19 protein-coding genes are annotated in these 22403 nt (G+C 58.1%); 10 read left to right on the top strand and 9 right to left on the bottom strand.

Annotated features, from left to right (window positions below):
• The first annotated feature begins 43 nt into the window (after positions 1–43).
• Both DW796_RS10380 and DW796_RS10810 read left to right on the top strand, forming a co-directional pair.
• Positions 44–415 carry a DUF1499 domain-containing protein gene (locus DW796_RS10380; RefSeq protein WP_147338930.1) on the top strand — a complete coding sequence of 124 codons (372 nt, stop codon included), beginning with the start codon at positions 44–46 and terminating at the stop codon, positions 413–415.
• Positions 342–512, top strand: coding sequence for an SHOCT domain-containing protein (locus tag DW796_RS10810; protein ID WP_089572150.1), 171 nt, complete (start codon positions 342–344; stop codon positions 510–512). The genes DW796_RS10380 and DW796_RS10810 overlap by 74 nt, the downstream gene beginning before the upstream one ends.
• A 509-nt stretch (positions 513–1021) precedes the next feature.
• Here DW796_RS10810 and DW796_RS07755 read toward each other — a convergent pair.
• The 3 genes from DW796_RS07755 to DW796_RS07745 form a co-directional block, all read right to left on the bottom strand.
• Positions 1022–1243, bottom strand: a complete 222-nt coding sequence (locus tag DW796_RS07755) for a hypothetical protein (RefSeq protein WP_117758753.1) — start codon at positions 1241–1243, stop codon at positions 1022–1024.
• Between the two features lie 32 nt (positions 1244–1275).
• Complete coding sequence (locus DW796_RS07750; RefSeq protein ID WP_118094761.1) at positions 1276–2064, bottom strand: ADP-ribosylglycohydrolase family protein; 789 nt, start codon at positions 2062–2064, stop codon at positions 1276–1278.
• 63 nt (positions 2065–2127) lie between these two features.
• Entirely contained in the window at positions 2128–3177 is a 1050-nt protein-coding gene (locus tag DW796_RS07745) for a YhcG family protein (protein ID WP_117758755.1), read from the bottom strand.
• Between the two features lie 168 nt (positions 3178–3345).
• On the opposite strand from DW796_RS07745, the gene DW796_RS07740 reads away from it, so the two are divergent.
• Positions 3346–3615, top strand: a complete 270-nt coding sequence (locus DW796_RS07740) for a hypothetical protein (RefSeq protein WP_117817513.1) — start codon at positions 3346–3348, stop codon at positions 3613–3615.
• Positions 3616–3707: 92 nt separating this feature from the next.
• Here the strand turns inward: DW796_RS07740 and DW796_RS07735 are convergent, their stop codons facing one another.
• From DW796_RS07735 to DW796_RS07725, 3 genes are all read right to left on the bottom strand, one after another.
• Positions 3708–6188 carry a phosphatidylinositol-specific phospholipase C gene (locus tag DW796_RS07735; protein ID WP_118094760.1) on the bottom strand — a complete coding sequence of 827 codons (2481 nt, stop codon included), beginning with the start codon at positions 6186–6188 and terminating at the stop codon, positions 3708–3710.
• 307 nt (positions 6189–6495) lie between these two features.
• Positions 6496–7089, bottom strand: coding sequence for a hypothetical protein (locus DW796_RS07730; RefSeq protein WP_118094759.1), 594 nt, complete (start codon positions 7087–7089; stop codon positions 6496–6498).
• Between the two features lie 240 nt (positions 7090–7329).
• On the bottom strand, positions 7330–7929 hold the full coding sequence (locus DW796_RS07725; protein WP_147351026.1) for a hypothetical protein: 600 nt from the start codon (positions 7927–7929) through the stop codon (positions 7330–7332).
• A gap of 376 nt (positions 7930–8305) precedes the next feature.
• Here DW796_RS07725 and DW796_RS07720 point away from each other — a divergent pair, with 376 nt between their 5' ends.
• The 7 genes from DW796_RS07720 to DW796_RS07690 all read left to right on the top strand — a co-directional run bounded on the left by DW796_RS07720 (position 8306) and on the right by DW796_RS07690 (position 19090).
• Positions 8306–8938: a cyclodeaminase/cyclohydrolase family protein gene (locus DW796_RS07720; protein ID WP_118094757.1), complete on the top strand. Its 633-nt coding sequence runs from the start codon at positions 8306–8308 to the stop codon at positions 8936–8938.
• A 2-nt stretch (positions 8939–8940) separates the two neighbouring features.
• Positions 8941–9795 carry a bifunctional 5,10-methylenetetrahydrofolate dehydrogenase/5,10-methenyltetrahydrofolate cyclohydrolase gene (locus DW796_RS07715; protein WP_118094756.1) on the top strand — a complete coding sequence of 285 codons (855 nt, stop codon included), beginning with the start codon at positions 8941–8943 and terminating at the stop codon, positions 9793–9795.
• Positions 9796–10149: 354 nt separating this feature from the next.
• Positions 10150–11673: a C69 family dipeptidase gene (locus DW796_RS07710; protein WP_118094755.1), complete on the top strand. Its 1524-nt coding sequence runs from the start codon at positions 10150–10152 to the stop codon at positions 11671–11673.
• A gap of 99 nt (positions 11674–11772) precedes the next feature.
• The gene (locus DW796_RS07705; RefSeq protein ID WP_117773042.1) at positions 11773–12189 is read left to right on the top strand and encodes a hypothetical protein; all 417 of its coding nucleotides are present in this window, start codon (positions 11773–11775) and stop codon (positions 12187–12189) included.
• Positions 12190–12197: 8 nt separating this feature from the next.
• Complete coding sequence (locus tag DW796_RS07700) at positions 12198–13961, top strand: AarF/ABC1/UbiB kinase family protein (protein ID WP_117773040.1); 1764 nt, start codon at positions 12198–12200, stop codon at positions 13959–13961.
• Positions 13962–14392: 431 nt separating this feature from the next.
• On the top strand, positions 14393–18172 hold the full coding sequence (locus DW796_RS07695) for a DUF4430 domain-containing protein (protein ID WP_158567712.1): 3780 nt from the start codon (positions 14393–14395) through the stop codon (positions 18170–18172).
• 9 nt (positions 18173–18181) lie between these two features.
• Positions 18182–19090: a DUF4430 domain-containing protein gene (locus DW796_RS07690; RefSeq protein ID WP_233539706.1), complete on the top strand. Its 909-nt coding sequence runs from the start codon at positions 18182–18184 to the stop codon at positions 19088–19090.
• Between the two features lie 159 nt (positions 19091–19249).
• On the opposite strand, the gene DW796_RS07685 is transcribed toward DW796_RS07690, so the two are convergent.
• From DW796_RS07685 to DW796_RS07675, 3 genes are all read right to left on the bottom strand, one after another.
• Positions 19250–19657: a GtrA family protein gene (locus DW796_RS07685; protein ID WP_055250894.1), complete on the bottom strand. Its 408-nt coding sequence runs from the start codon at positions 19655–19657 to the stop codon at positions 19250–19252.
• A gap of 218 nt (positions 19658–19875) precedes the next feature.
• Positions 19876–20271 (bottom strand): GtrA family protein, encoded by a 396-nt coding sequence (locus DW796_RS07680; protein ID WP_117776772.1) that lies wholly within the window; start codon positions 20269–20271, stop codon positions 19876–19878.
• Between the two features lie 78 nt (positions 20272–20349).
• Positions 20350–22266 carry a fructose-1,6-bisphosphatase gene (locus DW796_RS07675; protein WP_118094753.1) on the bottom strand — a complete coding sequence of 639 codons (1917 nt, stop codon included), beginning with the start codon at positions 22264–22266 and terminating at the stop codon, positions 20350–20352.
• Between the last annotated feature and the right edge of the window lie 137 nt (positions 22267–22403).

Here is a 22403-nt window from a genome sequence, read left to right as displayed (position 1 = left end):
CATTGCCGATAGCCTTAATCTTGTAAGAAGCGGAGGCCAGATTATGGGTTTTGCGGATCAGCAGCTTCAGCTTCAGGTACCGTATTCTCCTGACGACACGTTTAATGCCTTGAAGGCAGCTATGGAAAAGCTGCCTAAAGTAAAAGTTGATAGTGCATCGCCCACAACAAGAACAGTTGCAGCCGAGATTGGTATGAGCCTTTGGTCTTGGGGCGAAAATATCAGTATTTCGGTTGTTCCAGTTGAAGGCGGATCTGGCGTTACTGTCAAGTCGTCATCTAAGGTCAGGGCAAACGTATTAAACGGGGGCAAAAATGCAAAGAATATTGCCGAGATAGTCGATGCCCTATCGAAGGAGCTTGAGCGGTATCCGCAGGTTTCACAGACTATTGAGACGCTGGCGGATAGTGATTGATGTAGTTGCAAGGCTTGAGAGGCTTGCAACGCTGCGTGATAGTGGAGTGCTTACCGAGGAAGAGTTTGCTGCAGAAAAGGCAAAAATCTTTTTGTAATCAGACACGGTGGTTGGATTTGCATTCTATTATTGAACTTGGTTATACCAGGCTGAAAATATCGTGTGTAATAAAGGTGCGTAGTAGTCTCGTCTTGATTGGCAGATGTAAATAAACGGTGGAACGGCTGTAAAAGAGCCTTGCCACTGGGTAAAATCAGGATGTGCCGCGGAACCCGCTCCTCAGTCGGTCAACTTTGGAAGCGCGGGCAACGCAGGTATTATCGTCTAAAGGGCCGGGTGCAACCGGCCCTTTGCATGACTCCCTTCGCTATCCGTTACTGCTTATATTCCCGCCAGATCGAGTAGAGGTTCCGGACGATGCCGGTTACATACATCGAGAGGCGCAGGATTTCAAGAAACAAGTTCATAGGCTTCACCCCAATCAGAGATTAGAGCGTTGCCCGCAGGCGGATTCCGCGGCAGGCATAATTCTACCTCACGGGCCGCGGTGGAGGATAGCCTGCCCCCTGGTTTTGAGCAGTGTCGATCTAACGGGCGATCAAACCTCTAGTACTCTTTGAATTGAGCAAGCATCTGTCCGAAGAAGCTTAGTTCGGATGGCTCATAAATGATCGAACCGCCGTCCGCGGTCCTGTAGACCCCGCAGGGGAGGTAACGCCCGTCGGGGAGGATATAGAGGCTGGCTTCTTCCTTCAGTCCTACTGGAAATAGCGGAATCCCGTTTTCGTCCACTTGGAACTCGTCTATATTTGCGACCTTCCTCTCCATGATGCCTCCTGCCTTATTTCTTGAATGGCGCCCTAAAACAGGCAGCTCTCAATCAACTCTTTACCGCGCAGGGTGTCGACCCACTCCTGCGGGATGGCCTCGATACCGTATACCGTGCCGGCGAGGGCGCCGGCGACGGCTGCGGTGGTGTCGGCGTCGTCGCCTAGGTTGACGGCGGCAAGCACGCATTCATCGTAGCTGTTGGTGTTCACAAAGCACCAGGTGGCAGCCTTAAGCGTGTCAAGCACGAAGCCGCCAGACCTGATTTCGTGCTCGGGCGCGCCTTTCAGGTGAAGCGCCCACGAGGGGAGCACGTCGTTCATCACGTCTCTTATCAGCTCGACAAATATGATACATGCGTCGGTTGACGTTCTGTGGGCATGCGTAATCGCGGAGACCTCGCTGATCTCTTCGTCTGTCGCATCGGTGAACGCCAGGGGCGCGATGCGCATGAGCGAGCCGTTGCCGTTGTCGCGCTCGCCGGAGCCTCCTTTGCCGGTGCGCAGGGCGCGAGCGGTCGTACCGCCGTAATCGAAAACGCCGTCGACCGTATACTCGCCACGGGCAATCCAGCTCACAAACTTGTCGCTCATGTCCGCGGTGTCGATATGCCCGAGCTTCCTAATCGAGTCGCAGGTAGCAAGCGTCATAGATGTGTCGTCGCTCCAGGTGCCGGCGGGCTGCCCATGCGTGCCGTAGCCGATCATGTCCGCGCATTCGAACGTGCCGCGGGGCCTGAACTCGTAGGGAACACCCAGCGCGTCGCCGACGGCAAGCCCATAGATGCAGTCGCGCAGTGTTGTTTTCGGTCTGCCTGTCATGGAGCGCTCCTCTTATGTCGGGGGATATGAAACTCCGTCGGGGGTATCGGTCGCAACGTGCTGCTACCCTTGCGCTTCGCCATTAGTCGCTTCGTTGATGGCGCGGTACTCGGCACTCAGCTCGCGCGCCAGCTCTTCCTTGCTTGGAAGATACGGCAGGTATTTGGCGGCAAAGACTTGGTCGTTGTCTTCGGGCAGCGTATACTCGACGATCGAATCGCTTTTGTCCGCGCAGAGCACGATGCCTATGGGCGGATTGTCGCCTTCGTTCATGAGCTCACGCGTGTAGTAGTTCACATACATTTGCATCTGGCCCAGGTCCTGATGCGTAAGGTCATCGGTCTTAAGGTCGATGAGCACGAAGCAGCGCATCAGATAGTTGTAAAAAACAAGGTCAATATAGAAATGGCGCCCATCAAAGGTGATGCGCTTTTGGCGCGCCTCGAAAGCGAAGCCACGGCCAAGCTCCAGCAGGAACTTCTGAAGATGTGTGATGAGCGCCTGCTCTAGATCGCTCTCGCGAAACGCAGTATCGTCCGAGAAACCTAAAAACTCCAGCACATATGGGTCGCGGATGATATCCTCGGGACGATGAGCCGGGGTGCTCTTTTGGATTTCCTGGGTGACGACCTCCTTGTCCTTGCTGGCAAGTAGGCGCTCTCGGAACATGGTGTTGATCTGGCGTTCGAGCTGACGCGTGCTCCAGCGAGAATCGGCGCATTCGTTCATGTACCATGTTCGAGTTTCGGGGTCAGGAATGCGTATTAACCTGCGGTAATGTGTCCAGCTCAATTCGGGACGCAGTGAGTCCCGAATTGGAAATGCAAGATGGAACTGACGCATTTTACGCAGCTCTCTTGCTTCAAAACCTTTACCAAAATCTTTGGTAAGTCTGATTGCGAGGGCCTTGAGCAGCGCCTCTCCATACTTGGCGCGCTCCTCTCCGCCCTGCTCATCAACAATACTCTTGCCGATCTCCCAATATGCCTCAACCATCGCAAAGTTAACGGCGGTATAGGCCTTGTCGCGAGCGGCGTTGAGGATCGAGGAAACCTGCTTGTAAAAAACTTCTGGCACGATTGTCGATTCCCCGCGGTTTACCAGTTCGCCCATCACTGTCGCCCCACTTTCCTCTTGTGGAATGCATCTATATCGCATCTAGTTTAAAGCCTCGCGCGGACACGAATTGCTGTGCTGTCTGGCACCTTCGCATGGGAGCCTTGCGGTGACTAAAATGTGGCAATAGAGACAGTTTTAGCGAACCCCACGGGAGTGACACGTATGGACAACAACACGCTGCTATTCCAGGACAAAGGTTCGGGTAGGTTTAAAGACGTTAAGATCTACCCCAATCGTATCGAGGTGCTCAAGAAGGGCACTTTCGGCGGCAAGCACACCGAGATTGTCTACCTTAAGGACATCACGGGGGTCAACAGGATCAAGGGTCGCGACGTTTTCCTGCGTAACAGGCTGTTGACCGCTTGCGTCTTTAGCCTGAGTAGCCGTGCGAAGGCCCAGGAATTTGTGAAAGCTCTGAACATGGTGATGTAGCCGATAGCGGCGTTCGGGCCAAGGTAAAAATCGGGGCGCAGAACGGTATTCTGCGCCCCGATTGAGTTAATGCGCCCAAAAGACTGGCTTGCCTATTCGTTAACGTCCTCGGTATTGTCGCGGTCACTGGCAAGCATTGCAGCGCCAGCGACCGTTGTCGCCACGGCGGCAGCGGCGAGCCCGGCGGCAATGCCGGAGCCGTCGCCCGTGTCGGCGAGTTTTCCGGCCGAGTTCTTGCCCTGGTCGCTCTTGTTGCCCTTGCCGTTCTTGTCGGCGCCGCCTGCGTTGGAACCCGTGCCGCTGCCGGTGCCGCCTGCACTGCCCGAGGCCGCTACGGTAAAGCTTGCGGCTCCATCGCTGGCGAGCGTGTAGTTCTGTGCCGCGTCGCCCAAAAGGCCTTTCGCGCGCACCCAGTACGTCCCTGCGGCAAATGTTTCGCCCTCGGCCATTGCCGTGCCCGGAGCGCCGTTCGCGTCGTGCACAAACTCGAGCTGGGCCGTGCAGGCATCGGTTTCGAGCTTGCCCTCGAGTGATGCCGCAATCTTGGCGCGCACGTCCTCGCCGGCCTTAAGGCCTTCGAGCCCCTCAAAGTGGGGTGTCAGCGCGCGTGGATCGATATCGATGGGCACGGAGCCCCGCAGCTCCGTAACGGTCTCGTTGCCCAAGGCGTCGACATCCACATATTCGATGGCAAACGCATGGCCCGAAGCCGTCACGTTGAGTACGTTGCTGCTGCCGACAAGGCGGAAATGGCCCTCGCCAACGGTCTTGCCATCCTGGAGCGAGGCATCGCTCAGCGAGTCGCCGTACGTCATGCGCATGCGGCTCGGGAGGTAGTACGAAGCTGTCTGCTTGTGCTGTGTATCGTAATCGTAATTGCGCTGGTAGATGCTCCGGGCCAGCGCCGCATCAACAAAGTCGGATGCGATGATGCCAATGTGCTTGAGGTAATCTGACTTTGTTTCCTCGTTGTCGCTGGGGTTGATGTACGGGCTCTTGTACAGATGCTCGTTGACTACTCGCGCTGCGGTAAATGGGTTGCTTCCTTGCTTGTGATTCGTGCAGCTGGTGTAGTTGATAGACCAGCAGCGCTCCAGGACTTGCTCCTTGGCCCCGTTATCGTCCTCGACATCTACCTCGTTGCGGGTGAGCTTAGCCGTCTCCTGCAGGGCCATATCGACCCAGCTGATCTTGTCGGTTCCGGTGCATTCGTAATGGTCCTGGGCATATACCTTGGTGCAATAGGCTTTTTTGTCGCCTGTTTCCCCTGCGGCTTCAAAGCCTTGCGCGTTTTGGACGAGACACATAGAGGAGCTGCTGGGGTGTGCTGCGATTTTGCTGTCCCATTCGGTTAGGTCGAGGCCCCACGTGTGGCCGCTTACGCTGTCGCCGGCGAGTCCAAATCGGCGCAGCAGGACGATCTTTCCGCGCACCTCGTTCAGTGTGGGAACGCGGCTCGACGTATAGAACAGTTTGGGGTTGTCGTCCAAAACCTTGGCGAAAGCCGTCGTAAGGCTCTCGTCAGTAGCCTCGTTGTTGCCTCGGGATACAAGCATGATGAGAGCTTCTGACGGATTTTCGTTCAAAAACTTTTTGAAGTAGCCAACGACATCGGAGAGATGCATGAAGTGCCCGTCTTTTTTGAGCAGGTAGCAACTTCCATGGTCGATGCCGGGGTCGTCGCCTTTTCCGAGTCGGATATCAAAATAGCGAATGCCTTCGAGCAACTGCGTGGGGATGTAGTCCTGCTGGCACTTTGCTTGCGAGGATTGGGGTTCGGTGTCGTTGTCCACGCTGCAAGTTCCCGAATCGTGCGTGCCCGGGATGCTCAGCTCGTCGAGGTACTTGTTGCCTTCGACGTGGCTCATCCAACATGGTCCGTCGACGTAGCTGCTATACGTGGTCCAGTCGATGCTGCTAACTGTGGCATTGGTCTTGTCCATGCTGTAGCCGACAAGCTCGAGCTCCCACGGAATGGAATATTTCTTTTGGCAAATCTTGTTGTTGTCTTGGTCTTTGCCTTTCGATTCTATGGCCAGGTAGTTAATACCGTTTTTCGTGTATATGCGGTCTCGAATAATATAAGTTCCGTCGAACTGGCGGTCGAACGTATAGGCGCGGCTGTCCTTATGGTCGTACTCGCCACTCCATACGTGGATGACCTTTCCATCTTTGTCCGAGTCGCCATCGACCGACCAAATGCTGTAGCCCGTCTTCTTGTGCTCTTCGAAATTGAGCAGGGTGCGGATGGCATACCAGTTTGTGCCGTCCGCATCGGTCCCTACGTGCTCAAGGATGAGCTTGCTGGACGTGCCGTCATTAAACAGGTGGCAGACGTTGCCGATGACGTTGCCGTCTTCGTTGACGCTCGCGGTGCGAAAATAGCCCGCGGGGCGAAGGCGAATGACGAAATTGTCGAGGGTGGCCGCTGACTCGGCCGTGCCGTCCGCAAAGGCTGTCCGCGGGCTAATGCCCAGCGTGGCGGTTTCGGGCAGGCTTGCAAGTGGCGACAACGCCGCGAGTCCAAGGCCCAGCGTAAACGCTCGGCGACTGATGGCATGATGTTCGGTCATAACTCCTCCATTCGCAGGGTGCGGTTATGCACTTATTTTGGTCACTTTACTGCCCGGATGTTTAAAGGTGTCGGCTCAATTGTCTGCGCGGCGCTATAAATCGGCGAGCGGACGTGCTGGGGTGCTTGTTCATGTTGTGCCGTTACCGCGCTGGGGGGGCGGTTTTGCCGCCCGGCATCTTCGCGTTCGTCGGCTGCCGGCATAAGAAAGGGAGGGTCGGTTTACCGGCCCTCCCTTAGTACGAAGCGCTGGGGTACCGTCGCTTGTTTGCGCTGCGCTCGTGTTTCCCGCTGCGCTCGCCAGTCGTTTAGCGCTTGATCTCGATATCCTCGAGCTTGACGTCCATGGCCTCGGTCTTTGCCTTGGCGATGTCGTCGGCAAATTCCAGAGACTTCATCATGGTCTCGACGGCGTCCTTGTGCTCCTCGACGTTGTCGATGCTCACGTAGACGCTGCCGCCGCCTGCTTCGGTGAAGTACTCAGTCGTCACGCCGCCCGAGTGTGTATAGGAAGCGTTGCGCCAAGTCTTGCCGTTGTACTTGACGGGGTCATTCTCGGTCCACTCAAAGTTGGCCTTCCATTTGGCCTCGTAGTCGAACAGCTCGTCGGCATTCTTATCGGGGTCGAAGACGGGGATGAAGCGGTCGCTGGCGTGCTCGCTCTCGGTGAACTTAAACTGGGCCCTATCGGCGGTGTCGCCTGCGACGTTGGTGATCTCGACGCCCTCGGGGACCTCGACCTTAAACCAAATGAAGTCGGTCCTCATATCCATGGCTGGTTTTTCTGCTCCGCCGCCACCGCCACTGCCGGTAGCGCTGCCGCTGCCACCGCAGCCCACCAGGGAGACTGCGGCAAAGAGACTCATGCAGAGGGTGAGAATCGCAAAGGCCTTCTTTTTCATGGTCGTGTCCTCCTCGATCTGTAACCGCCCATGGATTACCTGCCTTTACTGTACGCGCGAGCGGCTTGTTCGGGTGGGCCATGTGTCCCATTCTGGGTGCCGGATTTGCGCCGACAAGTGGCAATATGCGCGGGCACAAAAGAGGGGAGGGCCGATGCTGTCGGCCCTCCCCAAGTTGGGCGCCCGTTGTTTTAATGGGCGCATGCGCGCTGGTGCGCGTAGGCGCGTGCGGGTGTCCCGTTACTTGATCTCGATGCTCGAAATCTCGACTTCGCGTGCCTCGGAAACTGCCTCTGCCATGTCATCGGGGAATTCGATGGAGTTGAGGAGCGCCTCGGCTTCTTTCTTGTGCTGGTCGAAGTTCGAGATGAGGACGTAGACGCTTCCCGGCTCAACGTCGGTAAAGAGGAGGGTTGTGATGCCACTGTTGTCCTCGTACGTTCCGACGAGCCACGTCCTGCCGTTATACTCGACGGACCCGCCATCCTTCCACTGGAACGTATCCCCCTTCTTTTCCGCCTGGTCGGCGTGGGATTCCTCGGCAGTCAGCGCTTTTTTCCAAACGGGGATAAAACGATCGGCCGAGGCGTTCTCGTCTTCGGGGAAGGTGAGCTGGACCCTGTCGGCATTCTTGCCGGCGGAGTCGCTTACGCCGACGCCCTCGGGCATCTCGACCTTAAACCAGATAAAGTCGGTCTTCTTGGCGACGGGGGTCTTTTCCTTGCTCTCGCTCTTGGAGGCGCTGCTGCCGCCCGATGCGCTCCCGCCGCAGCCGACAAGGGCAAACGCGGCAAAGAGGGCGATGCAAAGGGAAAGGATCGATAGGGTCTTTTTCTTCATGGTGGCGTCCTCCTTGTCTGCCAGGGACATCGTGTGCCGCGGATCGCTGGGGCGGCGGTTGCGCGTGCACATGATGACTTTGTTTGCTGTGCGGTGATTCCTCCATTCGTCGTCCGGTGCCGTGATGAGCGTTGCCCCAACATGGGGCTCCTTACCTATATGTATGCCCTAGTTGCCGCTGCCCGGGAGTCTCGAAACGTGGCCATGTGTCCCATGTTTGCGTTGGCATGGCCTATCGTTCGTCATAGAAATCCGCGATGGCCAGGTGTGCTGACGCCCATGTGCTTATGGGCTAGACTTAGCACCATTACGTGTTCGATGCGGTTGGTCGGCGGTTGCCGCCTGGCCGATGTATATGACTTGAAGGTGCGTGCGTATGAGCCAAGAGATGATGGATAAAACCTGTCGAGAGTTTGCCGAGGCACTTGCCGCACGCGAGCCGGTTCCCGGCGGTGGCAGCGCGAGCGCCTTTGTGGGCGCGCTGGGCGCCTCGCTGTGCGGAATGGTTGCCCGCTACGGTGCGACCAATCCCGCGCTTGCTGATCGTGCGGATGACCTGACGCGTGCGTTTGCCCATGCTGATGAGCTGGCCCAGGAGCTTGTCGAGTTGGTTGCCGAGGACGTTCGTGCCTATGGGCAGGTGTCCGCGGCATACGGTATTCCGCGTGACGATCCGGCTCGAGCGACCGCGATTCAGGATGCGCTGCATGTGGCCGCTATGCCGCCGTATCGCATTATGGATGCCTGCGGGCGCGCGCTGGCACTGCTCGAGGACATGGCCGACAAGGGTTCGCGTCAGCTGCTGTCCGATGTGGCGTGCGGCGCCGTGTTCTGCCGTTCCGCTATGCAGGGCGCGAGCTTGACGCTCTTTGCGAACACCACGTCTATGAAGGATCGCGCTCGTGCTGAGGAGCTCGAGACGGCGTGTGATGAGTTGCTCGACATGTGGTTGCCGCGCGCCGATGCGCTGGCGCGCCGCGCCGCCGACGCCGCAAGGAAGAGGGGATAGCCATGGCTGAACTGCTGAAGGGTGCCCCCGTTGCTCGCGCTTTGACTGAGGAACTTGCTGCTCGCTGCGTGGCTTTGCGCGAGCGCGGCGTTGTGCCGACGCTGGCTATCGTGCGCGTGGGTGAACGCGAGGACGACCTATCCTACGAGCGCGGTGCGCTCAAGCGCTGCGAAAAGGTTGGCATTGAGGCTCGCCGCGTTTTGCTTCCCGCCGATGTTTCGCAGGACGAGCTGTTGGCGGCCATCGAGGACATCAATACTGATTCGTCTGTTCATGGCTGCCTGATGTTCCGCCCGCTGCCCGCCGGCCTTGACGAGGATGCGGTTGCCGCGGCACTCGATCCTGCCAAGGACGTTGACTCCATGACGCCGGTTTCGCTGCTCACCACGCTTTCGGGGCGCGGCGAGGGTTTTGCCCCCTGCACAGCCGAAGCCGTGCTTGCTTTGCTGGATCATTACGGCGTTGAGCTGGATGGAGCTAAGGTTGCTGTGGTCGGGCGCTCGCTGGTGATCGGGCGTCCTGTTGCCGCCATGCTTACGGCGCGCAATGCGACCGTGACGACGTGCAATACGCATACGCGCGACCTTGCTGCCGAGTGCCGTGCTGCCGACATTGTGGTTGCCGCCGTTGGACGCGCGCGTACGATTGGCGTGGATGCGGTTCGCGAGGGCCAGACGATCATCGATGTTGGCATTAATTGGGACGAGGCCGCTGGCAAGCTGGTGGGTGACGTCGATTCTGATGCTGCGGAGCCGGTCGTTAACGCCATCACGCCCGTGCCGGGCGGCGTGGGCGCTGTGACGACGGCGATCCTCGCTAAACACGTGATCGAAGCGGCCGAGCGCGCATCGAAATAGGCGTTTTGGGCTGTTTGAGGGGTTAGCTCTATACCCCGTGGACAGAAAATGCCAAATATGAGTACTGTTGCCAAGATAGTCACATATATTTTAGGTCAAATAGGCTTTCTAACGATATTTATTATCGATAGAGAGCCTATTTTATTGGACCTATGAGGAATTACATCATCTAATTTTTGAACAAATGTAGACTTTCGACACCCATACGTAGCAAAATTGCTGTTACTAAATTGGTGACAGTACTCATATTTGGCATTTTTTGCCCACCGGGTTTGCCGGGGCCGTGGTTTCGCCCTTTCTGCGCCGAAGCGATACACTGTTATCGTTTGATTTCTTCGCTCAAGGAGGATGCGCATGCCGTGCACAACGATTCTGGTTGGTAAGAATGCGAGCTACGACGGGTCGACGCTTGTCGCCCGCAACGAGGATTCGTCCAACGGGGTGTTTGAGCCCAAGCGTATGCGTGTGGTGCATCCCGACGAGCAGCCGCGCGTCTATACGAGCGTCCTGAGTCACCTGACCGTTGAACTGCCCGATAACCCCATGCGCTACACGAGCGTCCCCGATGTTGTCCCGGGCCACGGCATCTGGGCCGAGGCCGGTTTCAACGAGCTCAATGTGGGCATGTCCGCAACCGAGACGCTCACCACCAACGAGCGCGTTCGCGGCGCCGACCCGCTCGTCGACTACGTGCCCGCCAAGGGCAACGAGGACGAGGACGGCTATGTTCCGGCGCAGCCCGGCGGTCTGGGCGAGGAGGACATGGTGACCCTGGTGCTGCCATATGCCAAATCCGCCCGCGACGGCGTACGCATTCTGGGTGACCTGCTCGAGCGTTATGGCACCTACGAGAACAACGGCATCGCCTTTAGCGACGTGGACGAGATCTGGTGGCTCGAGACCATCGGCGGTCACCACTGGATCGCCAAGCGCGTGCCCGATGACGCCTATGTGACCATGCCCAACCAGCTGGGTATCGACAGCTTTGACCTGGATGACGCCGAGGGCGCCCAGGCCGATCACATGTGCTCCGCCGACCTGCGCGCTTGGATGGCCGAGTGGCATCTGGACCTGACGCTGGGCGTCGAGGGCGACGGTCCGGCCGCGGTCTTCAACCCGCGCGAGGCCTTTGGCTCGCACAGCGACAGCGACCACGTCTACAACACGCCGCGCGCCTGGTATATGCAGCGCTGCCTTAACCCCAGCGATGTGTGGGACGGTCCCGAGGCCGACTACACGCCCGAGAGCGACGATATTCCCTGGAGCCGCGTGCCCGAGCGCAAGGTGACCATCGAGGACATCAAGTACGTGCTTTCGAGCCACTACCAGGGCACGGAGTATGACTGCTACGGCAGCAAGGGCACGCCCGCCACGCGCGGCGCCTATCGCCCCATCGGCATCAACCGCAACAGCCAGCTCGCCGTGCTGCAGCTGCGCCCCTATGCGCAGCCGGCGTATCGCGCCGTGCAGTGGATGGCCTTTGGCTCCAACTCGTTTAATGCGCTCGTGCCGCTGTACGCTAACGTGGAGACCATGCCCGAGTACTATGCCGACACGCAGGCTCGCGTGACGTCCGAGAATTTCTATTGGGCCAACCGCCTGATCGGTGCCCTGGCCGATGTTCGCTTCCATGAGTGCGGTCGCGCTGTGGAGGACTATCAGGAGAAGGTCGGTGGCATGGGCCACAAGCAGATCCATGACGTCGATGCTGCCGTAGCCGCTCTGCCCGAGGCCGAGGTACCTGCCGAGCTTGCACGCGCCAATGAGACCTTTGCCGAGCGTGTTCGCGTAGAGACCGATGCTCTACTGGGTAAGGTGCTCTACACCACGAGCTGCGCCATGAAGAACTCTTTCGCGATGAACGACAACGTGAGGTAGGGATTTCCCGTCGATCGAATAGCGCTAAAACGCTTTGTCGCTTTCACTCAATCTTGGGTACAAGAACGCCAATGCAGTTGTTTGTGATTGGAGACAACCATGGTTATGAAACTCGATCAGCTTGTTAACGGTGCCATCAACGTGGGCTTCGGCGCCGCCGCCGTTGCCGTCGAGGGCGGCAAGAAGGTTCTCGACGACCTTAATACCAAGGGCGAGCAGGTTCGCAAGGATGCCGGCACCCCCGATATCGCCCGCAGCGTGTCCGATATGTTCGAGCAGGCGGGTGGCACCATCTCCGACCTGACCGAGCGCCTGGGCATGCAGGGCGAGACTGCGGCACAGCGCGTGCTCGATGAGCTCATCCTGGCTCGCGTCCGCGTTATGACCGCCCCCGAGCGCACGGCCTTTTTGGCCCATGTGCGCGACATCGTCGATTCGGTCGAGGATAACGTGACCTCGGTGCCCGTCGAGTCCGTTGAGCCCGACGATGCAGAGGACACCGAAGAGGCTGAGTAACAGCGCAGATGGCAGATTCCACCACCGATTACAACAATCTAGATCCCTTGGGTGACGAGGCGGCGGTTGTCGATGAGGTCGATGCTGCCGTCTCGGGCGCTCGCAAGAAGCCGCGTGCTGTCGATATGGTCCCCGAAGAGCCCGACGCAATGGCGCCGGACGAGGAATACCAGCTCACGCCGGCAGGTCGTCGTGAGCGCATTGGGCAGATCGTTCGCCTGATCAAAAAGTACCGCGTATGGGATAACCTCACGCCGGTGCGTCTGCGTCGTCTGCTCGAAGAGCTCGGCCCCATGTTCGTCAAGATGGGGCAGATTCTGGCTAACCGCTCCGAGATCTTGCCGCAGCGGTTTTGCGACGAGCTGCGTCGCCTGCGCTCCGACGTAGAGCCGGTGCCGTATGAGGTAGTGCTCCGCTGTCTGGAAGAGGAGTACGGCCAGCGCCTGGGGCAGATGTTCGACGCGATCGACCCCAACCCGCTCGGCAGCGCGTCGCTCGCGCAGGTGCACCGCGCCCGCCTGGTGACCGGCGAGGACGTGGCCGTTAAGGTGCAGCGCCCCGGCGCGCAGCAGGTGATGGCGCAGGACATCGACATCATTCGCTCGGTGGTGCGTATCGTTTCCAAGTTCGTCAACACCGATCAATTCGTTGACCTGCACGGCGTAGTCGAGGAGTTGTGGACCTCGTTTCGCGAGGAGACCAACTTTTTGGCCGAGGCCAAAAACCTCAACGACTTCTACGAGTTCCATAAGAGCGTTCATGGCGTGACGTGCCCTAAATCCTATCTGGACTTGTGCACCGAGCACGTGGTGGTTATGGACTACGTCGACGGCATTTCGATCGCCGATCCTGAACGCTTGGTGGCCGCGGGCTATGACTTGGAAATGATCGGTGCCGCGATTGTCGAGGACTACTCGACGCAGGTGCTCGACGACGGCTTTTTCCATGCCGACCCGCATGCGGGAAACATTATTCTCAAGGACGGCATCGTTTACTTTATCGACTTGGGCATGGTCGGACGCATGTCGAGTCACGATCGCGGTATCGTCAAGGACATGATTTTCGCCGTGGCTGAGGGTGACGTGCCCAAGCTCAAGGATTCGCTCATGCGCTTCGCCGTGACGCGTGGCGACTCGGCTGAGCTCGATCATTCGGCCTTTTTGTCCGATCTTGACTTTATCGTGGCTGACTTTGCGGGCCTTGACCTTAAGGACCTAGATATCGGCGAGTTTTTGACCTCGCTGTTAAACCTCGCGCGTAAGAATGACGTTGAGCTGCCGAGCGTGGTGACGATGTTCGCGCGCGGCATGGTGACGCTCGAGGGTTTGCTGACCGAGTACATGCCCAACGTCAACATGATCCAGATCATCCAAACCCACATTAAAAACGAGAAAAGCACCTATGCGCGCGTGCGCGACATGGGGCGCGATCTTGCCGCGAGCAGCTATCGCGCGGCAAAAGGCTCGCTCGAGGCGGCCGAGTATTTGGGCTTGGCTTCGCGTATGCTCACGCGCGGCCAGCTTAAGGTGAACACGCAGATCATGAGCAGCGATAAGACGCTGCGACAGCTGGGCGGAATTATCGACCGCATGTCGATGGCTATCGTGATCGCCGGTCTGTTTATCGGTTCGTCGGTGGTGTACTACGCGCGCATCGAGCCGGTTGTCCTCGGCATTCCGGTCATCGGCTTCTTTGGCTACGTGAGCGCGCTGGTGCTGGCGCTTATGCTGGGTCGCAATATCTGGCTCAACAGCCACGGCGGCAAGCACTAGAGGCTGCGGCCGTCACCGCATTCTCCTATCGCAAACAATAGCTTTTACCTTGGGCTTCGCCTGCGTGCGAGGCCCTTTTGCGTGATACCATACTGACGGTAATAATCGATGGCCTAGATGGTGGTGCGGAGACGCACGAATGCGCGGTTTTCCTGCGCGTTTGGGAGAATCGGGGTGCAAGTCCCCGGCTGTACCAGTAACCGTAATTCCTCTTGGCTCGGGATGTTCGCGTCGCAGATCGGACGGCGCCCCTGAGCCGTTAAGGTTAAGTCGGATCGCCTCCCATCTTGCATGCGGCTGCGGCGTATGCTGCCGGTGTGCATAGGGCTCTGGAGGGAAGAGAGATCCCGATGGGGGAACTCGAGCGCAACATGCGCGATGACGTGGGGCAGCCTCAAGGCAACGCTTCAAGTACAGACAATGGGGGACAAATGGATATGTTTGAGGACGAGCGCGAGCGCGCCTCGTTGCATCGCCGTGGCGCGATTGCACGCGGTGTAGCCAAGCGCGGCCTGGTGGCATTCCTGGCCTTCGCGATGGCCTTTGGCACCACGCCGGCTCAGCTGTGGGCCGAGGGCGCCGAGGGTATTGCCGAGGCCGTGACGCAGGCTGCAACGGGCGAGGACGCAGCGCTTGCGGGCGGTACCGCTGAGCAGAGCGGCGCCGAGGTTTCGGATTCCGAGGGCGCGCCTGCGGCTAGTGCCGCCACAACAGAGGCAGCAACTGGCGACGAAGGCTCGGCGACGGGGGAGAGCCCTGCCACGAGCGAGCAGTCTTCGACGGCGCCCACTGGCCAAGCAGGATCTGCCGCCGCGGCTGCCGTCCAGACAGAGAACCCGACAGAAACCGGCGATGTCGCCAAGAAGCAAGTCGAGGTCTCGTTCTCGATTATCGGCACCGATGCCGACGGCAAGGCTCAGACCTGGGTGGCACCTACGCAGCTTAAGCTCGACGAGGGCTCGACGGCTGCGGACGCCTTCGTTAAGCTGCAGCAGAAGGTGGGCTTCAAGGCGAAATACGATCCGAACACGGCATACGGTTTCTACCTCGAAAGCATCACGTCCCCGAGCGATGGCCGCACGCTTGCCTTCGATCCGGCGACTTATGCCTACTGGCAGCTGTTTGTCGACGGCGCGTCTTCCTCGGTTGGCGCGAGCGGCGTCAAGCTCACCCAGGGGCAGAAGATTGAGTTTGCCTACACGGCTGGTAGCTCGTCCCCTGTCGTTAAGGACCAGGTTGCCGCAAATGTGACCGTCATTGGTCGCGATGCCCAGGGCAAGACTCAGACTTGGGTCGATAACGCGCAGTATGTGGTGACGTCCGGCTCGAACGCACTTGACCTTACAAAGGTCGCGCTTGAGGCGAATGACATCGATGCCGTTGTTGCGGGCTCCTTCATTCTGAGCCTTAAGTACAACGGTGTTGAGCTGGGTACGCCCCAAGATTATTCGACCTATTGGCAGCTGTTCATCAACGGCAAATCGAGCGACTACACGGCGGACAATGTCACCATCCATGCCGGCGATACCGTCACGTGGTTCTACAGTGGCTGGGGCGACCAGCTGCCGTCCGATTCCGTCCATGCTTCCGTTCAGGTCCTCGGTAAGGACAAGGACGGCAAGCAGCAGGTGTGGGCCTCGACGGGCCAGACGAGTCTCAAGGCGGGCTCTACTGCCAAGGATCTCCTTGAGCAGACTGGTCTTGATCTCGTTACTAGTGAAGAGTCTTGGGGCTGGTGCCTCAGCGGCATTAAATCGCCGCTCGACGGTAAGACCTATAAGTATGATCCTGCGACCAAAAGTTATTGGCAGTTCTATGTAAATGGCAAGTTCGCCCAGGTCGGGGCTGGCAACTACGAGCTCCAAGAGGGCGATGCCGTCACCTTTATGTATGGTGCTGACGCCGATGTCCTTCCTGGCCAGGTTCTTGGGTCTATCGATGTTATCGGCCCCGATGTCAACGGGAACGATACGCGTTGGGGCACGGCAAGCAATGTTTCTCTGCCCGAAGGCTCTACGGCTCAGGACCTTATCGAAGCGGTTCTGAAGGCTCAGTCTATCGATTACAAGGCCTCTCAGGGCGGCGCTTACTGGTTCCTGAATTCCATTACTTCGCCGTTCGATCACAAGCCGTATGGCTGGGATGGTGCGACCAAGAAATATTGGCGTCTGTTTATCAACGGAGAGCCCTCATCTCTCTGCGCCAACCAGGTCACGCTCAAGAGCGGCGACAAGGCTACGTTTGCCTACACCACCGATAAATCGCTCATGCCCGATCCCGACAAGATTGTCGTGGACCCGAGTGCGACGACTCCTGATTGGGATGCCGAGTGGGCCGGCTACGGTAACAGCGGCAACGGTACGTCCGTTACGGACGCCAAGACGCCTGCGCAGGCCGCCGGTCTTAAGTGGGCCTTCGATTGGAAGGCCGAGTCTGGTCAGCAGTATGCCAACTGCAGCGAGCCTGTCATTGCTAACGGTTTTGTGTACATCGCGACCGAGAACGAGCTCATTAAGATCGATTCGTCCACGGGCAAAAAGGTTGCCTCTGCGCCGCTTGCCTCCAAGGTGAGCTATACCTCTCGTCCGATCTATACCAATGGCCTTATCATCGTTCCGCTCAACGGCGGTGCGGTCCAGGCGATTACTGCTGACAAGCTGATCTGCAAGTGGCTAACGCCTGGTTTGACGGACTTGACGCAGAGCTCCTGCACCGTCGTTTCGGACGGCGAGTACGTCTATGTAGGCTCGGTCGATATTTCGTATGACGAGAATTACAACGCGACCTACGGCAACGGCTCCTTTGCGCGCATTAAGATTGCCACGGGCGAAGTTTCTTGGCAGAACATCGACCCTGCCGAGGGCTATTACTGGACTGGTGCGGCTTTGACGGATAAGTATGCCATCGTTCCTACGAGCGCGGGCACGCTTAAGTGCATTGATAAGACGACGGGCGATGTCGTTTCGACCATGAAGCTCGGCGCTGTCGCAAATGCCGATTGCATTGCCGATCCGTCCAATGGTTCGACCTTCTATCAGATGACGCACGACGGAATGCTCCATGTGATTTCGCTTTCGGCAAAGGGCGTGCTGAGTGAACAGAAGACGGTTGATCTGGGCCTTACGAATAATCTGAGCGCCCCTGCGGTGTCTGGTGACAATCTGATTGTCGGCGGACAGACGGCTACTGGCTCTGCTCTGGTTCTCTATAACCTGAAGACGGGTAAGACCACGATGGTCGCTGCTGCCGACGGCAAGGCGCTGCCGGCTGGCCTCAACGGTATTGCTGCTACTCCGCTGGTGAGTGTTCAGGGCGGCAAGACCTATGTGTACTTCACCGTTAACAGCGCGGATAGCAAGGATTACGTCAGCTACTCTGCTGGTGGTGGCGTGTATCGCTATACGCTCGGCGACGCAGAGGCGACGCAGATTTATGATGCGGCTGGCCATTACCAATACTGTGACTCTCCGGTCATTGCCGATGCTTCTGGCAACCTCTACTACATCAATGATTCGGGCACGCTGTTCAAGCTCGGGGCTGTTGAGTCTTGGACGGTTGCCTTTAATTCCAACGGCGGGTCTGCTTGCGACACTAAGTTTGTGGCTACGGCCGACGGCAAGCTGGTCAAGCCGGCCGATCCGACGCGCGATGGCTACACTTTCGGCGGTTGGTTCACCGATGAGACTTGCGCGCAGGCGTATGACTTCAGTATGCCGGTGACGGCCGATCTGACGCTGTATGCCAAGTGGACCAAGAATGCCACCAACCCTGGCGGCAATGGCGGTTCTGGCACTAATGGTGGCAACGGTGGCGCTGGCAACGGTTCCGGTGCTGGCACGGGTTCCGGCTCCGGCACGAAGGGCCAGCAGGCCGGCGGCGCTATCGCCCCGGGTCATAAGCCGACGACCAAGACGACGGTGTCGACCAAGACCGAGACCAAGGACAACAAGTCCGACAAGAAGGACACCGATAAGTCCGATAAGAAGGACGAGAAGAAGTCTGACAAGAAGTCTGACAAGAAGGACAACAAGTCCGACAAGAAGTCCGATTCCAAGTCCGATACGGGTGCTGCTTCCACGACCACTGCTAAGAAGTCCTCTAGTGCCTCCGAGCAGGAGACTGGCACCAACCCGCTCGCCATTGTTGGCGTTGCCGCCGGCGTCATCGGTCTCGCCATCGTTGGCGTGTTCGTGTTCACCAAACGTCGGTAGGTGAGGGCTGTGTCCAATAAATCCAAGGACGCTGACCCCAAGCAACCAGATTCCTCGTTCATTCAGTTCGACGATGCAAAGCAACAGGGCGCCGCTTCGGCGGCGTCCGCCCCTCGTCGCAAGACGCTCCTCGGCGTCCTGACTGCCGCGTGCACCATTCTGATCGTCGTCTCGCTGGGTTTCGTCCATCCTTCCGAGAGCGGTGCCTGGTCCATCGACTGGATCATTCAGACCGTGACGGGGGAGAGCGTCGTAACCAAGGACACCAAGGTGTCTGGCTCGACTACGACTTCGGGCGAGGCCAGTTCCAAGGATTCTAAGTCATCGAATGACTCAAAAGACGAGTCCAAGCATTCTGATGAGTCCAAGTCCAAGGACGATTCCGAGTCTTCAAACAAGGAATCGGACAAGAACTCGGATAGCAAGAAGTCCGAGGACCAGGACGGCAAGAAGTCTGGCGACAAATCCGCTGCCCAAAATACGGGAGCCGGTGATACTTCCAATGCGTCTGGCGGTGCTTCTTCGGGCGGTGGCCAGTCGTCTGATGGAGCCTCATCCTCTAATGGTGGAAACGCCTCCTCGGGCAGCCAGAGCGGCTCGCAGGAGTCCAGCTACGTAACAGTGACGGTTTCGGTTACATCGAGCGCTGTGGGCAATCCTGTGTCTTCTGGTGGCACCTTTACCTTTAACGAAGGCGCTACCGTCTACGATGCCCTGTGCGCGCTGGGCCTTTCTGTCAACGCACATGGCTCGTCGTACGGCACGTATGTTTCTGCGATTGGTGGTTTGGCCGAGAAACAGTACGGCGGCACGAGCGGCTGGATGTACTCCGTCAACGGCACAACGCCTATGACGGCCTGCAGCAACTACATTCTCTCCAACGGCGACAACGTGGTCTGGTATTACGTTACAGGCTAGAGGCTTCGACATAGCGCGCCAGACGGGCGGTTCCGACAGACATCCGGGCCGCCCGTTTTTCATGCGAATGGGATTGGGTCGCCGGGTCTCTCGGCAAACAAAAAACCGGTTGGAATGGGAATTCCAACCGGTTATACATTCAAGCAAATAGCGAATCGACTACGACCGTGCGCCCTCGAGGAAGAAGCGGCGGCTGAAGTAGTTGTACCAGGTGACGAGGAACGTGGCGATGGCCTTCATGGCCTGGTAGCCGATGCTCAAAAACGTGACGCCCACAAACATGTACAGGTCGTTGAGGCCCAGGCCGATCACCGACAGGATGGTGAAGATCGTGAACTCGCGCTTGCGGCTCATGCCCTCGCGATGGTCGAACACGTACTTCATGCTGAGCCAGTAGTTGACCACGACGGACGTGGTAAACGAGACCGTGGTGCTCATCAAAAAGTCGAGGTGAAACAGCTCGACGAGCGCAATGAGCATACCCCAGTCGATGCCAAAGGAGATAAGACCCACGACAGCGAACTTGAGGAACTGCTTGGTATGAGGTTGTGCCAGTGCCTTGCGCACGTAATCACATCCAATGCGTTGATGAATCGAGCAGAGGATACTTTAGAGCTTTTGCAAGGGAAACGTAAGGTCCTTGCCAAGAACTATACGAACTCGCCAAATTTTCAAGAGCTAATCCGCAAACGTTGAAAATTTGCCCGTATACGAGCAAAGCCCACGAACGACACAGCGCTCGACGTGCGTCATCCGTGGGCATCGTAAAGCTGTAAGGTTGCGAGTTACTTGGTCTCGTCGCCTTCCAGGAAGATCTTTCGGGTCACAAAGTTGTAGACCATGACAAGCGCGGTGGCGCAGATCTTGGCGATATTGGCCTCGAGTCCCAGACCGGCGTTGAGTGTCAACACGATAGCGTCGTTGAGTACCAGGCCGATCACGGACAGCACGACAAAGATAATGAACTCGCGGCGGCGGCTCATGCCCTCCTTGTGCGCAAACACGTACTTCATGCTGGCGAGGTAGTTAAAGATGAGTGAGATGATAAAGCCGCTGGTGTTGGCGATTAGGATGTTGAGGCCCAGACCGTAGTGGAGCAGATTCATAATGCCAAAGTCGATGACCGTGGCAATGACACCGACGACGCCAAATTTCATGATCTGCGCAAGGAGCTTTTGCATGGTACCTGCCTTAAGCTGGCGCCGAAGCGCCGCGGGGATGACAAACTTAGCAAGTTTAGCCAATCCCCACGGGTGGAGCTAGGCGCGCTCCTCGATAGCACCGTTTCTATATGCATCGAGCAGCTGGCGCAGGTCCTGGATCTGGCTGCGGATCTTGACACCGGAATCGGTGTCGCTCACCATGCGGCGACGGTCTGCTTGGTCAAAACGATTGGTCTCGCTCTCGATGTCCACGTTGCGTGTGAGTGCCTCGGCAACCGTCGTAAAGGCCCGGTGCGACTTGAGGCGGCAGCCGCGCGAGCTCGAGATGAGCGTATAGCCGGCGATACCCGTCTTGGGATGGTAAGCGCGGCAGAAGCCGCCATCGATGACCAGCAGCTTGCCCTTGGCGCGGATGGGCTGCTCGCCCTTGGTGGTTTTAACGGGCGTGTGGCCGTTGATGATGTGACCGGTCGGTGAGCATGCCATGGGCGCGACGCCAAACTCGCGCATGATGTCATCGCAGACCGAGGGCGACTTGGTAAGCGTAAAGTACGGGTCCATCGGCTCGACCCAGGTGCTCTTATCGGCGATATAGGCGCGCTCAAAGGTACGCACCAGGCGTCCGCTGGCGGGTGAGTTAAAGCCAATCCACAGGTACCACATCCAGTCGAGGGCGTCGCGGTCGCCCACGCGCCAAGCGCGGCGGGCGATGTGGTCGCAAAAATCGAGATAATCGCGGCCAGCGTGCCAGGTGCCCAGGCAGTTCATGCTGCTAAAAGTGCCGTCTTCGTTGAGCGGCACGCAGCCATGGAACAGCAGGTTGCCGTTGGCGACCTTGTACATCGAGCCGTGGGAATAGAGGAAATCGATATGGCGATGCAGGTGATCGGCGGTGACAAACTCGGACACGAGCTTGTCGATGATGTGCTGCTCCTCGGGCGTGAGCGTATAGGGGTCCGCCGGGTCGACGGTGGGGAAGTCGTTGGTCGTGAGCGGCCACACGCTGCCGTCGGCGAGCGTGACCGTGCCGGTGTCGTGTTCGATCTTGTCGAGTAACAGGCGGTCGGTCATGTCGAACTCGGGATGGCGCTGGATAATCTGGCCCTCGAGCTTAAAGAGCAGCACGTTGATGGCCTTGATCAGCGGGGTGATGGACTCACCGGCGGTGTAGGTGGCATCTGCAAAGGCGACAAGCTCACGCAGCGAGATGCCGTAGTCGTTCTCCAGGATCTCGTAATTGTCGTAGCGTAGGTTGTTGCGCAGCACCGTGGCGATGCAGGCGGGCTCACCGGCCGCAGCGCCCATCCACAGCAGGTCGTGGTTGCCCCACTGGATGTCGAGTGAATGGTAGGTGAGCAGACGGTCCATAATCTTGGCCGCGCCGCCGCCGCGGTCGAAGATGTCGCCCACCAGGTGCAGGTGGTCGACGGCCAGGCGCTTGATGAGCGAGGCGAGCGACTCGATAAAGTCGTCGGCGCTTGCGGTCTCCAGGATGGACTCCACGATGCGCTCGTGATAGCGCACGCGATAGTTGTTCTCATCCGGATGCGTGTGTAGCAGCTCGTCGATGATGTAGGCGTAATCGCGTGGGATGGCCTTACGAACCTTGGAGCGGGTGTAGCGGCTTGAAAGCGAACGAGCGACCATGATGAGCTGGTCAAGCATCGTTTTGTACCAGGTGGGCGAGTCCTCGCGCTGGCTGCGGACCAGCTCGATCTTCTCGTGCGGGTAGTAGATGAGCGTGCACAGCTCGCCCTTTTCGTCAAAGGTGAGCGTGTCGCCAAAAATCTCGTCGACATGCTCGCGCACGACGCCCGAGCAGTTGTTGAGGATGTGCATAAAGGCTTCGTACTCGCCATGCACGTCGCTCATAAAATGCTCGGTGCCCTTTGGCAGGTTGAGGATGGCCGAGAGATTGATGATCTCGGTAAACGCGGATTGCTCGGTGGGAAATTGTTTCGACAGCAGACGCAGATACTTGAAGTCTTGCGGATTGCGATCGAATGCGACCATGAAACACCTTCCGATGGGGTTGGTAAAACTGATAAACAGCGTCAAACGTTTATCAGTATGCGCCGCTTTTGTTTCGATTGGGGGTGGGAGGTCGAATTGTTGGCCGAACGGTTTGGTAAATCGATTTAGTTGAGGTA

The organism is Collinsella sp. AM31-2AC (assembly GCF_003469285.1).
GTDB lineage: Bacteria > Actinomycetota > Coriobacteriia > Coriobacteriales > Coriobacteriaceae > Collinsella > Collinsella aerofaciens_AT.
This window is presented reverse-complemented; position numbering and strand designations above follow the sequence as displayed.

What these genes read in the sequence shown, in the direction of transcription:
- DW796_RS07735 (WP_118094760.1), bottom strand. Translation starts at nt 6,188, where the DNA reads ATGACCGAACATCATGCCATCAGTCGCCGAGCGTTTACGCTGGGCCTT.
- DW796_RS10380 (WP_147338930.1), top strand. Translation starts at nt 44, where the DNA reads ATGGGTTTTGCGGATCAGCAGCTTCAGCTTCAGGTACCGTATTCTCCT.
- DW796_RS07725 (WP_147351026.1), bottom strand. Translation starts at nt 7,929, where the DNA reads ATGAAGAAAAAGACCCTATCGATCCTTTCCCTTTGCATCGCCCTCTTT.
- DW796_RS07730 (WP_118094759.1), bottom strand. Translation starts at nt 7,089, where the DNA reads ATGAAAAAGAAGGCCTTTGCGATTCTCACCCTCTGCATGAGTCTCTTT.
- DW796_RS07720 (WP_118094757.1), top strand. Translation starts at nt 8,306, where the DNA reads ATGAGCCAAGAGATGATGGATAAAACCTGTCGAGAGTTTGCCGAGGCA.
- DW796_RS07745 (WP_117758755.1), bottom strand. Translation starts at nt 3,177, where the DNA reads ATGGGCGAACTGGTAAACCGCGGGGAATCGACAATCGTGCCAGAAGTT.
- DW796_RS07715 (WP_118094756.1), top strand. Translation starts at nt 8,941, where the DNA reads ATGGCTGAACTGCTGAAGGGTGCCCCCGTTGCTCGCGCTTTGACTGAG.
- DW796_RS10810 (WP_089572150.1), top strand. Translation starts at nt 342, where the DNA reads ATGCCCTATCGAAGGAGCTTGAGCGGTATCCGCAGGTTTCACAGACTA.
- DW796_RS07755 (WP_117758753.1), bottom strand. Translation starts at nt 1,243, where the DNA reads ATGGAGAGGAAGGTCGCAAATATAGACGAGTTCCAAGTGGACGAAAAC.
- DW796_RS07700 (WP_117773040.1), top strand. Translation starts at nt 12,198, where the DNA reads ATGGCAGATTCCACCACCGATTACAACAATCTAGATCCCTTGGGTGAC.
- DW796_RS07710 (WP_118094755.1), top strand. Translation starts at nt 10,150, where the DNA reads ATGCCGTGCACAACGATTCTGGTTGGTAAGAATGCGAGCTACGACGGG.
- DW796_RS07705 (WP_117773042.1), top strand. Translation starts at nt 11,773, where the DNA reads ATGGTTATGAAACTCGATCAGCTTGTTAACGGTGCCATCAACGTGGGC.
- DW796_RS07695 (WP_158567712.1), top strand. Translation starts at nt 14,393, where the DNA reads ATGGATATGTTTGAGGACGAGCGCGAGCGCGCCTCGTTGCATCGCCGT.
- DW796_RS07740 (WP_117817513.1), top strand. Translation starts at nt 3,346, where the DNA reads ATGGACAACAACACGCTGCTATTCCAGGACAAAGGTTCGGGTAGGTTT.
- DW796_RS07680 (WP_117776772.1), bottom strand. Translation starts at nt 20,271, where the DNA reads ATGCAAAAGCTCCTTGCGCAGATCATGAAATTTGGCGTCGTCGGTGTC.
- DW796_RS07675 (WP_118094753.1), bottom strand. Translation starts at nt 22,266, where the DNA reads ATGGTCGCATTCGATCGCAATCCGCAAGACTTCAAGTATCTGCGTCTG.
- DW796_RS07750 (WP_118094761.1), bottom strand. Translation starts at nt 2,064, where the DNA reads ATGACAGGCAGACCGAAAACAACACTGCGCGACTGCATCTATGGGCTT.